The sequence below is a fragment of the Pseudomonas sp. LAIL14HWK12:I7 genome, from assembly GCF_000483465.1.
Taxonomy (GTDB): Bacteria; Pseudomonadota; Gammaproteobacteria; order Pseudomonadales; family Pseudomonadaceae; genus Aquipseudomonas; species Aquipseudomonas kermanshahensis.
Genome location: NZ_KI519605.1, coordinates 497,335 through 510,852, shown reverse-complemented (window position 1 = coordinate 510,852; position 13,518 = coordinate 497,335). Strand labels below are relative to the sequence as shown.

Sequence of the window (13,518 nt, the reverse complement as noted above, 5' to 3'; positions counted from 1 at the left end):
CATTCCCCGGCCTCTTCGCAGCACAAGGCTGCTCCTACAAGGAGAGGCCGGGCCTGGCATCAGCGTTTCTTCTTGTCATACAGCCTAGGCGCACCCTCGGGCCGCGACTTGAAGCGCCGGTGCGCCCACAGGTACTGCTCGGGGCACTCACGCAACACACCCTCGATCCACTGGTTGATGCGCAGGCAGTCCGCTTCTTCACTCTCCCCGGGGAAGTCCGCCAGCGGCGGATGGATCACCAAACGATAGCCGCTGCCATCTTCCAGGCGTTTCTGGGTAAAGGGGATGACCTGCGCCTTGCCCAGGCGGGCGAACTTGGTGGTGGCGGTCACGGTCGCCGCCGGGATGCCGAACAACGGCACGAACAGGCTCTGCTTGGCGCCGTAATCCTGGTCGGGCGCATACCAGATCGCCCGGCCCGAACGCAGCAGCTTGAGCATGCCGCGTACGTCTTCACGCTCCACCGCCAGCGAGTCGAGGTTGTGCCGCTCACGGCCGCTGCGCTGGATGAAGTCGAACAGCGGGTTGCCGTGCTCGCGGTACATACCATCGATGGTGTGCTGCTGGCCCAGCAGCGCGGCGCCGATTTCCAGGGTGGTGAAGTGCACGGCCATCAGAATCGCGCCCTGCCCTGCCTGCTGGGCAGCCTGCAGGTGCTCGAGGCCTTCGATATGTGCCAGGCGTGCCAACCTGGCCTTGGGCCACCACCAGCTCATGGCCATTTCGAAGAAGGCGATGCCGGTGGAGGCGAAGTTGGCCTTCAACAAACGCTGCCGTTCGTCGTCGGACATTTCAGGGAAACACAGTTCAAGGTTGCGCGCGGCGATGCGTCGACGCTCGCCGGCAACCCGGTACATCACTGCGCCCAGGGCAGTGCCGACCCACAGCAAGGCCCGGTAAGGCAGCTGGACGATCAGCCACAGCAGGCCCAGGCCCAGCCACAGGCCCCAGAATCTGGGGTGAAGGAAATAGGGGCGAAAACGCGGGCGTTCCATTGAAGCTTCCGGAAAGACAAAGGCCGCGCATTCTACAACGGATCAGCGCATGTTGCGGGCAACGGGTGTTCTCGTTATAAGTCAGGGCACTTTTTTCGCAACAAGCCGTCTATGCAGACCATGAGCCTAAACCAGACCCCCGACACCGCCTCCGTGTTCCAGCTCAAGGGCAGCATGCTCGCCATCACTGTGCTGGAACTGGCGCGCAATGACCTTGAAGCCCTCGACCGCCAATTGGCGGCCAAAGTCGCGCAGGCACCCAACTTTTTCAGCAACACGCCGCTGGTGCTGGCGCTGGACAAGCTGCCGGCCAGCGAAGGCGCCATCGACCTGCCCGGCTTGATGCGTATCTGCCGCCACCATGGCCTGCGTACCCTGGCGATCCGCGCCAACCGCATCGAGGACATCGCCGCGGCGATCGCCATCGACCTGCCGGTGCTGCCGCCGTCCGGCGCGCGCGAACGGCCGCTGGAACCCGAGCCCGAGGTGAAAAAGCCCGAGCCGGCGCCTGCGCCTGCAGCCGAACCGGAAATCCGCCCGACCCGCATCATCACCTCGCCGGTGCGTGGCGGCCAGCAGATCTACGCCCAAGGCGGCGACCTGGTGGTGACCGCGTCGGTCAGCCCAGGTGCGGAACTTCTGGCCGATGGCAACATCCATGTGTACGGCGCCATGCGCGGCCGCGCCCTGGCGGGCATCAAAGGCAACACCAAAGCACGCATTTTCTGCCAGCAGATGACGGCGGAAATGGTCTCGATCGCAGGCCAGTACAAGGTCTGCGAAGACCTGCGCCGCGACCCGCTGTGGGGCTTCGGCGTGCAAGTCAGCCTGTCTGGTGACGTGTTGAACATCACCCGTCTTTAACGGATACTTGCCGTCATTTTTAGAGCAACTTTTTTACCTGTTGCCGTTTTTTGCATATTGCTGGGACACCTGTCCCGACTTATTTAGGGGTGAAACACCTTGGCCAAGATTCTCGTCGTTACTTCCGGCAAGGGGGGTGTGGGCAAGACCACCACCAGCGCCGCCATCGGCACCGGCCTCGCACTGCGCGGCCACAAGACAGTCATCGTCGACTTCGACGTGGGCCTGCGTAACCTCGACCTGATCATGGGCTGCGAGCGCCGCGTGGTGTACGACTTCGTCAACGTGGTCAACGGCGAAGCCAACCTGCAGCAAGCCCTGATCAAGGACAAGCGCCTCGAGAATCTGTACGTCCTGGCCGCCAGCCAGACCCGTGACAAGGACGCGCTGACCCAGGAAGGCGTCGAGAAAGTGCTGATGGAACTCAAGAATGACTTCGAGTACGTCATCTGCGACTCCCCGGCCGGTATCGAAAAAGGCGCGCACCTGGCGATGTACTTCGCCGACGAAGCCATCGTCGTGACCAACCCTGAGGTTTCCTCGGTACGTGACTCGGACCGCATGCTGGGCATCCTGTCGAGCAAGTCGCGCCGCTCCGAGAACGGCGAAGAGCCGATCAAGGAACACCTGCTGATCACCCGCTACCACCCTGAGCGCGTCGAGAAAGGCGAGATGCTGAGCATCGACGACGTTACCGATATCCTCGCGATCAAGCTCAAGGGCGTGATCCCCGAGTCCCAGGCAGTGCTCAAGGCTTCCAACCAGGGCATCCCGGTCATCCTCGACGACCAGAGCGATGCCGGCCAGGCCTATAGCGACACCGTCGACCGTCTGCTGGGCAAAGAAAAGCCCCTGCGGTTCATCGAAGTGCCGAAGCAAGGATTCTTCGCGCGCCTGTTTGGAGGCAAGTAAACCATGAACCTTTTTGACTTCTTTCGTGGCAGACAGAAACAGACCAGCGCGTCGGTGGCGAAAGAGCGTCTACAGATCATCGTGGCGCATGAGCGCGGCCAGCGCAGCGAACCGGACTACCTGCCGGCACTGCAGAAAGAACTGCTCGAAGTGATCCGCAAGTATGTGAACATCGGCAACGATGATGTGCACATCGAGCTGGAAAACCAGGGCAGCTGCTCGATTCTGGAGCTGAACATTACCTTGCCAGATCGCTGATTCAGCGTTCTGGCGTGATCATTGGGGCTGCGTTGCAGCCCATCGCCGGCAAGCCAGCTCCTACAGGGTCCGCGCTGTACCTGTAGGAGCTGGCTTGCCGGCGATGGGCTGCAACGCGGCCCCAATGGTTTTCCCCGATTTAACCGAGACCACGCAATGCCGCTGTCAAACGTCCAGATCCTCCACGAAGACGCCGCCATCCTGGTGGTCAACAAGCCAACCCTGCTGCTGTCAGTGCCCGGCCGTGCCGATGACAACAAGGACTGCTTGATCACCCGCCTGCAGGAAAACGGCTACCCCGATGCGCTGATCGTGCACCGTCTGGACTGGGAAACCTCCGGCATCATCCTGCTGGCCCGCGATGCCGACAGCCACCGCGAGCTGTCGCGCCAGTTCCACGACCGCGAGACCGAAAAGGCCTATACCGCCCTGTGCTGGGGCCAGCCGGCGCTGGACAGCGGCAGCATCGACCTGCCCCTGCGCTACGACCCGCCGACCAAGCCACGGCATGTGGTGGACCATGAGCAAGGCAAGCATGCCCTGACTTTCTGGCGCGTCCTGGAGCGTTGCGGCGACCACTGCCGGGTCGAGTTGACGCCGATTACCGGGCGCTCGCACCAGCTGCGCGTGCACATGCTGTCGATCGGCCACCCGCTGCTGGGTGACCGCTTGTATGCCAACCCTGAAGCCTTGGCGGCCTATGACCGGTTGTGCCTGCATGCGGCAATGCTGAGCTTTACCCACCCGGTCAGCGGGGAGCGGTTGAAGTTCGAGTGCCCGGCACCGTTCTGATTGATGGGTGGCAGTTCCGGCCTCTTCGCGGGCAAGCCCGCTCCCACAGGTGGGAGCGGGCTTGCCCCGCGAAGAGGCCGACACAATTTGTGATCTATCTGCGTTAAACTCGCGCCACTGCTGTCTGGAGTGAGTTATGCGCGAAGCACTGAACACTGGCCTGATCGATTTCCTCAAGGCCTCCCCCACGCCCTTCCATGCCACCGCCAGCCTGGCCCAGCGCCTCGAGGCCGCCGGCTACCAGCGCCTGGACGAGCGCGACAGCTGGTCAACGGTGCCGGGTGGTCGGTATTACGTCACCCGCAACGACTCCTCGATCATCGCTATCAAACTGGGCAAGCAAGCGCCCCTGCTTGGCGGTATCCGCATGGTCGGTGCCCACACCGACAGCCCGTGCCTGCGCGTCAAGCCGCAACCCGAACTGCAGCGCCAAGGCTTCCTGCAGCTGGGCGTCGAGGTTTACGGCGGTGCGCTGCTGGCACCCTGGTTCGACCGCGACCTGTCCCTGGCCGGCCGAGTCACCTTCCGCCGTGACGGCAAGGTCGAAAGCCAGCTGATCGACTTCAAGCTGCCCATCGCGGTGATCCCCAACCTGGCGATCCACCTCAACCGCACCGCCAACGAAGGCTGGCAGATCAACCCGCAGAACGAACTGCCGCCCATCCTGGCCCAGGTCGCCGGCGACGAGCGCATCGACTTCCGCGCGCTGCTCACCGAACAGCTGGCCCGTGAGCACGAGCTCAACGCCGACGTGGTGCTGGATTACGAGCTGAGCTTCTACGACACCCAAGATGCTGCGCTGATCGGCATCAACCGCGACTTCATCGCCGGTGCCCGCCTGGACAACCTGCTGTCGTGCTATGCCGGCCTGCAAGCGCTGCTGGCTGCCGACAGCGACGAAACCTGCGTGCTGGTGTGCAACGACCACGAAGAAGTCGGCTCGTGCTCGGCCTGTGGCGCCGACGGCCCCATGCTCGAGCAGACCTTGCAACGCCTGCTGCCCGAGGGTGACAGCTATGTGCGGACCATTCAGCGCTCGCTGATGGTGTCGGCTGACAACGCCCATGGCGTGCACCCCAACTATGCCGACAAGCACGACGGCAACCACGGGCCCAAGCTCAACGCCGGGCCGGTGATCAAGGTCAACAACAACCAGCGCTACGCCACCAACAGCGAAACCGCCGGGTTCTTCCGCCACCTGTGCATGGCCGAAGAAGTGCCGGTGCAGAGCTTCGTGGTGCGCAGCGACATGGGTTGCGGCTCGACCATCGGCCCAATCACCGCCAGCAACCTGGGTGTGCGCACGGTCGATATCGGCTTGCCAACCTTTGCCATGCACTCGATCCGCGAGTTGTGCGGCAGCCATGACCTGGCGCACCTGGTGAAAGTGCTGACGGCGTTCTACCGCAGCCGCGACCTGCCGTAAGTCCGCACTGGCCTCATCGCCGGCAAGCCGGCTCCCACACGAACAGCACAAACCTCAAGAACTGTGGCGTACCTGTGGGAGCCGGCTTGCCGGCGATGGGCCAGCACAGGCACTACTAGTGCCACGGATCAACCCGCTTCGCCTGCTACCCGCTATGCTTACTACATGGCCCCACTGCAAAAGGATTGCTGTCCATGTCCCCCTTTCTGTCCCTGTTCGTGCCGGTGTTTCTGTTCCTGCTGCTGCTGACCATCGGCTTCAGCCTGCGCGAGCGCAACATCGGTGTGCTGATGATGTGGATCGGCACACTGGGCATCTTCGGCCTCACCTGCTGGAAGATCCTGGAGAAACTGCCCACATAAACCTCTACACTCGGTCCATCGTTTGACCTGAGGTAGATTTCCCGGTGCCTGCCCTTCTGCGTTGCCTGTCCCTGCTGCTGTTATTGTTCATCACCCCGGTTCAGGCCGCGGGCCTGCCGAGCCTGCTCGGCTCCAGCGCGCCTGCGCAGCCTGAGGCCACCGAGCCGTTGGGCAAGTCGCTGGACGAGGTGATCAAAAACCTCGAAAACGACCAGCAACGCGCCAAGTTGCTGGCCGACCTGAAAAAACTGCGCGACGCCACCAAGCAATCACAACCCACCGTCGAACAGGGCGTGCTAGGCCTGATCGGTGGCGCTTTGCATGATTTCGAACAGCAGTTCAGTGGCGATGCCAGCCCCTTCCACCGCTGGGCGGCGGAAATCGAGCAAGCCCAGGCAGAACTGACCGAACTGGTGGTCCCGGTGCACCAGTGGCCGGCGATCCTGTTCGGCTTTGCCGCGATCATCGCGGTCTGGAGCCTGCTGGCATACGCCTTCAACTGGATTGGCCACCGGGTGCGGCTACGCTTCGGCCTCACTGAAGAGCTGCCCCAGCACCCGCGCACCTGGGACCTGGTGCGCTTTGCCCTGCGCAAGCTCGGGCCCTGGCTGGTGGCCTTGGTGTTCACCGTGTACCTGAGCTTCGCCCTGCCCTCGTCGCTGGGCAAGTCGATGGCCATGGTGCTGGCGTATGCGTTGGTGGTCGGCACCTGCTTCTCGGCCATCTGCGTGATCGCCTTCTCGCTGCTCGACGGCCCGCACCGCCACCGCGCCCTGCATATCCTGCGGCACCAGGCCTTCCGCCCGCTGTGGCTGATCGGCAGCTTTGCCGCCTTCGGTGAGGCCATGAGCGACCCTAGGCTGACCGTCGCACTAGGCACCCACCTGGCCCATGCCCTGGCCACCTTGGCCAACGTCATCGCGGCGATCTGCACCGGGCTGTTCATCCTGCGGTTCCGCCGCCCGATCGCCCACCTGATCCGCAACCAACCCTTGGACCGGCGCCTGACCCGGCGCACCCTGAGCGACACCATCGAGATCCTTGGCAGTTTCTGGTTCGCGCCCGCGTTGATCCTGGTGGGTATTTCGCTGTTCGCGACCTTCGTCTCGGCCGGCGACACCAGTACCGCCCTTCGCCAGTCGTTGATGTGCACGGTGCTGGTGGTGGTGTGCATGGTGCTCAACGGCCTGGTGCGCCGCCACGCGGCCAACCCCAAACGCGCCAACAAGCGCCAAGCGGTGTACACCGAGCGCTTGCGCAACTTCGCCTATGCCCTGGTGCACCTGTTCATCTGGCTGCTGTTCATCGAGCTGGGGCTGCGCGTGTGGGGCTTGTCGATGATCACCTTTGCCGAAGGCGACGGCCACGAGGTGAGCCTGCGCCTGCTGGGCCTGGCCGGCACGCTGATCGCCGCCTGGCTGGTGTGGATCCTGGCCGACACGGCCGTGCACCACGCCTTGGTGCGCTCGCGCCGCGGGCTGGCCAACGCCCGCGCGCAAACCATGATGCCGCTGATCCGCAACGTCATGTTCGTGGCCATCTTCATCATCGCGGTGATCGTTGCCCTGGCCAACATGGGCATGAACGTCACCCCGTTGCTGGCCGGTGCCGGTGTGATCGGCCTGGCCATCGGTTTTGGCGCCCAGTCCCTGGTGGCCGACCTGATCACCGGGTTGTTCATCATCATCGAAGATTCGCTGGCCATCGACGACTACGTGGATGTCGGTGGGCACCTGGGGACGGTCGAGGGCCTGACCATCCGCACCGTGCGCCTGCGCGACATCGACGGCATCGTGCACACCATCCCGTTCAGCGAGATCAAGAGCATCAAGAACTACTCGCGGGAGTTCGGTTACGCGATTTTCCGCGTGGCGATCCCGCACAGCATGAACATCGACCAGGCCATCACACTGATCCGCGAGGTGGGGCAGAAACTGCGTAACGACCCGTTGATGCGCCGTAATATCTGGTCGCCGCTGGAACTGCAGGGCGTAGAGAGCTTCGAGTCGGGCTCGGCGATTTTGCGGGCCCGCTTCAAGACTGCGCCGATCAAGCAATGGGAAGTGTCGCGGGCGTTCAACCTGGCGTTGAAACGCCAGCTGGATGAAGCGGGGCTGGACCTGGCGACGCCGCGGTTGTCGGTGCAGGTGGTGACGGCGGGCGGGGGCGGTATGAGCGAAACCAGTTCCTCCAGTTAGGGCCTCTTCGCGGGCTTGCCCGCGAAGAAGCCACCCCATTACCCCGCCTGGGCGCGGATGCGGATTGCATCATGCCGCCAATATTCCAGGTCACAGTCGATCAGGTGCCCCTGCTGGTCACTGTTGACCCGGGTGATGTGTAGCCCCGGGCTGCCGACCGACACCTTCAACGCGGCCGCTGCCTCGATCGGCAACGCCGTCGGCAGAATCTCGAAGCACACCTGCCCATAGCCGATGCCGTATACCCGCCCATAAATCTCGGTCAGCGACTGCGCCAGGTCCTGCTGGAGAATGCCCGGGAAATACCGCGGGTTCAGGTAGTGCTCGGCATACAGCACCGCCCGCCCATCGATACGCCGCAGCCGGCAGATCCGCACCACACTGGACAACGCCGGCAATTGCAGCCGTGCGCAGACAACGGCAGAAGCCGGCTGCAGCCGCGCCGACAACAGCTCGGTACTCGGCACCCGCCCCTGGTCACGCACCATCGCATGAAAGTGGCTACGCTCGATCAGGTCATAGGTCAGCCGCTGTGGGGCGACGAACCAGCCGCGCCGCTCTTCCCGGTAGATCAGCCCCTGGGCCTCCAGCTGTGCCAAGGCCTCGCGCAGGGTAATGCGCGTGGTATCGAACACCTCGCTGAGCTTGCGCTCGGCCGGCAGCTTGCCACCCGGCGCCAGCAGGCCGTGTTCGATCTGCTCCTGCAGGGCGTGGCAGATGGCTGTTACCGCACGCGGGGGCATCGGTTGCATCAAAGGTTACCTATCTGGACTAGGCCAGCCCCATGACGGGGCAATTGGAGAGTAGTGCAAGCCTAGGCAGGGCTGATGAACATCCTGTGACAAAGGCACCGCACGGGCTTTGCCAGTTTCGGGCCAAGCCCGCTAAATCAGGGCCTGCGATCTGGTCTACGCTGTATTTTCAGGTAGCCGGAACCCCCGGTTGAAGCCTCCCCCTACATCAAACTGTCACGCAAGCGGCCTACCTTGGCTCAAGGTTTGCTGACCTAGACCAAAGGTCGCTGACAACTGCCTCATTCACGACAACGATCGCAACAGGCACCCACCCAAGGAGCTTCGGATGAAAAAGTTCTTCATGGCGTCACTGCTCGGTTCGGCCATCGCCCTGTGTACCACGGCCATGGCCGCCGGCACCGACCTCAAGGCCCTGGAAGACGCCGCCCGCAAGGAAGGCACCGTCAACAGCGTGGGCATGCCCGATGCCTGGGCCAACTGGAAAGGCACCTGGGAGGACCTGGCCAATAAATATGGCCTCAAGCACAGCGACACCGACATGAGCTCGGCCCAGGAAATCGCCAAGTTCGAGGCCGAGAAAGACAACGCCAGTGCCGACATCGGCGACGTCGGCGCCGCCTTTGGCCCGATTGCCGTGACCAAGGGCGTGAGCCAACCGTACAAGCCGAGCACCTGGGACCAGGTACCCGAATGGGCCAAGGACAAGGACGGGCACTGGGCGCTGGCCTATACCGGCACCATCGCCTTCATCATCAACAAGGATTTGGTGAAAGAAGAAGAACGCCCGAAAACCTGGCATGACCTGGAGAAAGGCAAGTACAAGGTTGCCATCGGCGATGTCGGCACCGCCGCCCAGGCCGCCAATGGTGTACTGGCCGCGGCCATCGCCTACAAAGGCAGCGAAAGCAACATTGAGCCAGGCCTGCAACTGTTCACCAAGCTGGCCCAGCAGAAGCGCCTGTCGCTCGCCAACCCCACCATCCAGACCCTGGAAAAAGGTGAAGTGGAAGTGGGTGTGGTGTGGGACTTCAATGGCCTGAGCTACCGCGAGCAGATCGACCCCAAGCGCTTCGAAGTGCTGATCCCCTCGGACGGTTCGGTGATCTCGGGCTATACCACCATCATCAACAAGTACGCCAAGCACCCGAACGCAGCCAAGCTGGCGCGTGAGTACATCTTCAGCGATGCCGGGCAGACTAACCTTGCCATCGGTCACGCCCGGCCGATCCGCGCCGAGCACCTGAAGCTGCCGGCCGATGTGCAGGCCAAGCTACTGCCTAACGAGCAGTATGGTGCTGCCCAGCCGATCAAGGATGCCGCTGTTTGGGAAACGACTTCGAAGGCACTGCCGCAGAAGTGGCAGGAGCAAGTGATCATCGAGATGGAGTAAGGGGCTAGATCTCTAGCGCCTGAACCGGCCTCTTCGCGGGTGAACCCGCTCCCACAGATACAGCGCAGCCCTCGGGGATAGCGATAACTTTGTGGGAGCGGGTTTACCCGCGAAGAGGACAACGCGGTTATTGACTGGAGCCACCATGCAACACAACGTCATCCTGGTCCTGCTCGACGGCCTCAACCACCAGGTCGCCCACCATGCCATGGGCCACCTGCACGCCTACGTCGAGGCCGATCGCGCCGCGCTGTACCGCGTGGAATGCGAGCTACCGTCACTGTCGCGCCCGTTGTACGAATGCATCCTCACCGGCGTCACGCCGATCGACAGCGGCATCGTGCACAACAACGTCAACCGCCTGTCCAACCAGCGCAGCGTGTTCCACTACGCCCGCGAAGCGGGGCTGGGTACTGCGGCGGCGGCCTATCACTGGATGAGCGAGCTGTACAACCGCTCGCCGTTCGATGCGCAGCGCGACCGCCACACCCATGCGCCGAAGCTGCCGATCCAGCACGGCCTGTTCTACTGGGACGACCGCTACCCCGATTCACACCTGCTGGCCGACGCCGAATACCTGCGCCGCCGGCATGCGCCGAACTTCCTGCTGGTGCACCCGATGAGCATCGACGACGTCGGCCACCGCCATGGCCTGGACAGCAGCCAGTACCGCAACGCGGCACGCAGCGCTGACATCCTCTTGGCCGACTACCTGCCGCGCTGGCTCGAAGAGGGTTATCAGGTGCTGGTCACCGCCGACCACGGCATGAACAACGACCGCTCGCACAATGGCCTGCTGGCCGAGGAACGCGAGGTCCCGCTGTTTGTCTTTGGTGATGGCTTCAGCCTCGACCCTGCTGCCAAGCCGCTGCAAACCGAGTTGTGCGGCACCATCTGCGAGCTGCTTGGCGTGGCCCACGACAAGACCGTGTGCCGGGAGCTGCTCAAGTGAATGCCAGCCATCGCGGCCGTTACCTTGCCCTGCTCTGCCTGCTGCCATTCGCCGTGTTCTTCATCATCTTCCAGATCGCCCCGCTGGCCTGGGTGGCGATCAACAGCGTGCAGTCCGAGGCGGGCTGGGGGTTGGAAAACTTCAGCAAGGTGTTCGCCTCGAAGTTCTACCTGCAGGCCTTGCAACGCAGCCTGGAGATCAGCTTCTGGTCGAGCCTGTTCGGTATCGTCATCGCTACCCTCGGGGCCTACTCGCTGCGCCAGGTGGATTCGCGGCTGCGCGACTTTGTCAGTGCCTTCGCCAACATGACCAGCAACTTCGCCGGCGTGCCACTGGCCTTCGCCTTCATCATCCTACTGGGTTTCAATGGCGCACTGACCCTGCTGCTTAAACAGATCGGCCTGCTGGAAGACTTCAGCATCTACTCCAAAAGCGGGCTGATCCTGGTGTACACCTACTTCCAAATCCCCTTGGGCGTGCTGTTGCTGTACCCGGCGTTCGATGCCTTGCGTGAAGACTGGCGTGAGTCGGCCGCCCTGCTCGGCGCCAACCACTGGCAATTCTGGCGCCATATCGGCCTGCCGGTGCTGACCCCGGCGTTGCTCGGCACCTTCGTCATCCTCTTGGCCAATGCCCTGGGCGCCTATGCCACGGTGTACGCGTTGACCACCGGCAACTTCAACGTGCTGCCGATCCGCATCGCTGGCCTGGTGGCCGGTGACATCAGCCTCGACCCTAACCTTGCGAGTGCCCTGGCCATGGTGCTGGTGGGGCTGATGACGCTGGTCACGGTGGTCCATCAATGGCTGCTGAAAAGGAGCTACCATGCGCGCTGAAACCAACGCCAGCAGCCTCTACCACCGCCTGGTGGTGTACCTGCTGTTCCTGATTCTGCTGCTGCCGCTGGCCGGCACCCTGCTCTACTCCGTGGCCACGAGCTGGTCGGCCAGCCTGCTGCCCAGCGGCCTGACCCTGAAGTGGTACGTGGCGCTGTGGAGCGAGCCGCGCTTTCTGGCGGCGTTCGGCCAGTCGCTGCTGGTGTGCGTGGGCGCACTGATACTGTCGGTGGTGCTGATCCTGCCGCTGCTGTTCGTGGTGCACTACCACTTCCCCAAGCTCGACGCGTTGATGAACATCCTCATCCTGCTGCCGTTCGCGGTGCCGCCGGTGGTGTCCGCCGTAGGGTTGCTGCAGCTGTATGGCAGCGGGCCCATGGCCATGGTCGGCACCCCGTGGATTCTGATCGGCTGCTATTTCACCATCGCCCTGCCGTTCATGTACCGGGCGATCACCAACAACCTGCAGGCGATCAACCTGCGCGACCTGATGGACGCCGCCCAACTGCTCGGGGCCAGCACCTGGCAAGCGGCGTTTCTGGTGGTGCTGCCGAACCTGCGCAAAGGCCTGATGGTGGCCCTGCTGCTGTCGTTCTCGTTCCTGTTCGGCGAGTTCGTGTTCGCCAACCTGCTGGTCGGCACCCGCTACGAGACGCTGCAGGTGTACCTGAACAACATGCGCAACAGCAGCGGCCACTTCAACAGCGCGCTGGTGATCTCCTACTTCGCCTTCGTGCTGGTACTCACCTGGGTCGCCAACCGCCTGAACAAGGACAAGACCTGACATGAGCTTCGTCAGCGTACAGCAACTGCACAAACGCTATGCCGGCACACCGGTTTTCGAAAACATTGACTGCCAGATCGAACGCGGCGAGTTCGTCACCCTGCTCGGCCCTTCCGGCTGCGGGAAGTCCACTCTGCTGCGCTGCATCGCCGGGCTGACCCCGGTGGACGGGGGGCGCATCCTGCTCGATGGCCAGGACATCGTGCCACTGAGCCCGCAGAAGCGCGGCATCGGCATGGTGTTCCAGAGCTACGCGCTGTTCCCCAACATGACCGTGGAACAGAACGTTGCCTTTGGCCTGCGCATGCAAAAGGTCAAGGCCGACGAGAGCCAGGCGCGGGTGCGTGAGGTGCTCGACCTGGTGGAGCTGGGCAGCTTCGCCGGGCGCTATCCGCACCAGCTGTCGGGTGGCCAGTGCCAGCGCGTGGCCCTGGCCCGTTCACTGGTGACCCGCCCGCGCCTGCTGCTGCTCGACGAGCCGCTGTCGGCGCTGGATGCGCGCATTCGCAAGCACCTGCGCGAGCAGATTCGCGCGATCCAGCGTGAACTGGGGCTGACCACCATCTTCGTCACCCACGACCAGGAAGAGGCCTTGACGATGTCAGACCGCATTTTCCTGATGAACCAGGGCCGCATCGTCCAGAGCGGCGATGCCGAAACCCTCTACACCGCGCCCGTGGACCTGTTTGCTGCGGGCTTTATCGGCAACTACAACCTGCTCGACCCGGAAAGCGCCAGCCGCCTGCTGCAACGCCCGGTGGCCAGCCGCCTGGCCATTCGCCCCGAATCCATCACCCTGGGCCTGAATGGCGAACTGGACGGTGAAGTGCGCAGCCACAGCCTGCTTGGCAACGTCATCCGTTACCGGGTGCGGGTGCGTGAGGTGGAGCTGGTAGTCGACGTGCTCAACCGCTCGTCTGCCGACCTGCATCCGGACGGCCAGCGGGTATCCTTGTCGATCGACCCCACGGCGCTGCGGGAAGTGGCTTAAGGA

At 63.4% G+C, this 13,518-nt stretch carries 14 protein-coding genes; 12 read left to right on the top strand and 2 right to left on the bottom strand.

Going from position 1 to position 13,518, the window contains the following annotated elements; translation table 11 throughout:
• Positions 1–59 precede the first annotated feature (59 nt).
• The gene (locus tag D886_RS0121760) at positions 60–995 is read right to left on the bottom strand and encodes a lipid A biosynthesis lauroyl acyltransferase (RefSeq protein WP_027595918.1); all 936 of its coding nucleotides are present in this window, start codon (positions 993–995) and stop codon (positions 60–62) included.
• A 111-nt stretch (positions 996–1,106) separates the two neighbouring features.
• On the opposite strand from D886_RS0121760, the gene minC reads away from it, so the two are divergent.
• From minC to D886_RS0121725, 7 genes are all read left to right on the top strand, one after another.
• On the top strand, positions 1,107–1,859 hold the full coding sequence (minC, locus tag D886_RS0121755; RefSeq protein WP_027595917.1) for a septum site-determining protein MinC: 753 nt from the start codon (positions 1,107–1,109) through the stop codon (positions 1,857–1,859).
• Positions 1,860–1,958: 99 nt separating this feature from the next.
• The gene (gene minD / locus D886_RS0121750; protein WP_027595916.1) at positions 1,959–2,771 is read left to right on the top strand and encodes a septum site-determining protein MinD; all 813 of its coding nucleotides are present in this window, start codon (positions 1,959–1,961) and stop codon (positions 2,769–2,771) included.
• Positions 2,772–2,774: 3 nt separating this feature from the next.
• On the top strand, positions 2,775–3,029 hold the full coding sequence (minE, locus tag D886_RS0121745) for a cell division topological specificity factor MinE (protein ID WP_003252572.1): 255 nt from the start codon (positions 2,775–2,777) through the stop codon (positions 3,027–3,029).
• A 156-nt stretch (positions 3,030–3,185) separates the two neighbouring features.
• The gene (locus tag D886_RS0121740) at positions 3,186–3,821 is read left to right on the top strand and encodes an RluA family pseudouridine synthase (RefSeq protein ID WP_027595915.1); all 636 of its coding nucleotides are present in this window, start codon (positions 3,186–3,188) and stop codon (positions 3,819–3,821) included.
• A gap of 136 nt (positions 3,822–3,957) precedes the next feature.
• On the top strand, positions 3,958–5,247 hold the full coding sequence (locus tag D886_RS0121735) for a M18 family aminopeptidase (protein WP_027595914.1): 1,290 nt from the start codon (positions 3,958–3,960) through the stop codon (positions 5,245–5,247).
• A gap of 194 nt (positions 5,248–5,441) precedes the next feature.
• The gene (locus D886_RS28420; RefSeq protein ID WP_167334464.1) at positions 5,442–5,609 is read left to right on the top strand and encodes a hypothetical protein; all 168 of its coding nucleotides are present in this window, start codon (positions 5,442–5,444) and stop codon (positions 5,607–5,609) included.
• A 44-nt stretch (positions 5,610–5,653) separates the two neighbouring features.
• Positions 5,654–7,807 (top strand): mechanosensitive ion channel family protein, encoded by a 2,154-nt coding sequence (locus D886_RS0121725; RefSeq protein WP_027595913.1) that lies wholly within the window; start codon positions 5,654–5,656, stop codon positions 7,805–7,807.
• Positions 7,808–7,845: 38 nt separating this feature from the next.
• Here the strand turns inward: D886_RS0121725 and D886_RS0121720 are convergent, their stop codons facing one another.
• Positions 7,846–8,559: a UTRA domain-containing protein gene (locus D886_RS0121720; RefSeq protein WP_027595912.1), complete on the bottom strand. Its 714-nt coding sequence runs from the start codon at positions 8,557–8,559 to the stop codon at positions 7,846–7,848.
• Between the two features lie 328 nt (positions 8,560–8,887).
• Between D886_RS0121720 and D886_RS0121715 the strand changes: the two genes are divergently transcribed.
• From D886_RS0121715 to D886_RS0121695, 5 genes are all read left to right on the top strand, one after another.
• Positions 8,888–9,952 carry an ABC transporter substrate-binding protein gene (locus D886_RS0121715; RefSeq protein ID WP_027595911.1) on the top strand — a complete coding sequence of 355 codons (1,065 nt, stop codon included), beginning with the start codon at positions 8,888–8,890 and terminating at the stop codon, positions 9,950–9,952.
• 145 nt (positions 9,953–10,097) lie between these two features.
• The gene (locus tag D886_RS0121710) at positions 10,098–10,904 is read left to right on the top strand and encodes an alkaline phosphatase family protein (protein WP_027595910.1); all 807 of its coding nucleotides are present in this window, start codon (positions 10,098–10,100) and stop codon (positions 10,902–10,904) included.
• The gene (locus D886_RS0121705; RefSeq protein WP_027595909.1) at positions 10,901–11,740 is read left to right on the top strand and encodes an ABC transporter permease subunit; all 840 of its coding nucleotides are present in this window, start codon (positions 10,901–10,903) and stop codon (positions 11,738–11,740) included. Before D886_RS0121710 ends, D886_RS0121705 begins: the two co-directional genes overlap by 4 nt.
• Positions 11,730–12,524 carry an ABC transporter permease gene (locus tag D886_RS0121700; RefSeq protein ID WP_027595908.1) on the top strand — a complete coding sequence of 265 codons (795 nt, stop codon included), beginning with the start codon at positions 11,730–11,732 and terminating at the stop codon, positions 12,522–12,524. Before D886_RS0121705 ends, D886_RS0121700 begins: the two co-directional genes overlap by 11 nt.
• Before the next feature lies 1 nt (position 12,525).
• On the top strand, positions 12,526–13,515 hold the full coding sequence (locus D886_RS0121695; protein WP_027595907.1) for an ABC transporter ATP-binding protein: 990 nt from the start codon (positions 12,526–12,528) through the stop codon (positions 13,513–13,515).
• The last annotated feature ends 3 nt before the right edge of the window (positions 13,516–13,518 follow it).

Coding starts and splice junctions, on each gene's coding strand:
- D886_RS0121740 (WP_027595915.1), top strand. CDS start 3,186: ATGCCGCTGTCAAACGTCCAGATCCTCCACGAAGACGCCGCCATCCTG.
- D886_RS0121760 (WP_027595918.1), bottom strand. CDS start 995: ATGGAACGCCCGCGTTTTCGCCCCTATTTCCTTCACCCCAGATTCTGG.
- D886_RS0121720 (WP_027595912.1), bottom strand. CDS start 8,559: ATGCAACCGATGCCCCCGCGTGCGGTAACAGCCATCTGCCACGCCCTG.
- D886_RS0121735 (WP_027595914.1), top strand. CDS start 3,958: ATGCGCGAAGCACTGAACACTGGCCTGATCGATTTCCTCAAGGCCTCC.
- D886_RS0121715 (WP_027595911.1), top strand. CDS start 8,888: ATGAAAAAGTTCTTCATGGCGTCACTGCTCGGTTCGGCCATCGCCCTG.
- D886_RS0121695 (WP_027595907.1), top strand. CDS start 12,526: ATGAGCTTCGTCAGCGTACAGCAACTGCACAAACGCTATGCCGGCACA.
- D886_RS28420 (WP_167334464.1), top strand. CDS start 5,442: ATGTCCCCCTTTCTGTCCCTGTTCGTGCCGGTGTTTCTGTTCCTGCTG.
- minE (WP_003252572.1), top strand. CDS start 2,775: ATGAACCTTTTTGACTTCTTTCGTGGCAGACAGAAACAGACCAGCGCG.
- minC (WP_027595917.1), top strand. CDS start 1,107: ATGCAGACCATGAGCCTAAACCAGACCCCCGACACCGCCTCCGTGTTC.
- D886_RS0121700 (WP_027595908.1), top strand. CDS start 11,730: ATGCGCGCTGAAACCAACGCCAGCAGCCTCTACCACCGCCTGGTGGTG.
- D886_RS0121710 (WP_027595910.1), top strand. CDS start 10,098: ATGCAACACAACGTCATCCTGGTCCTGCTCGACGGCCTCAACCACCAG.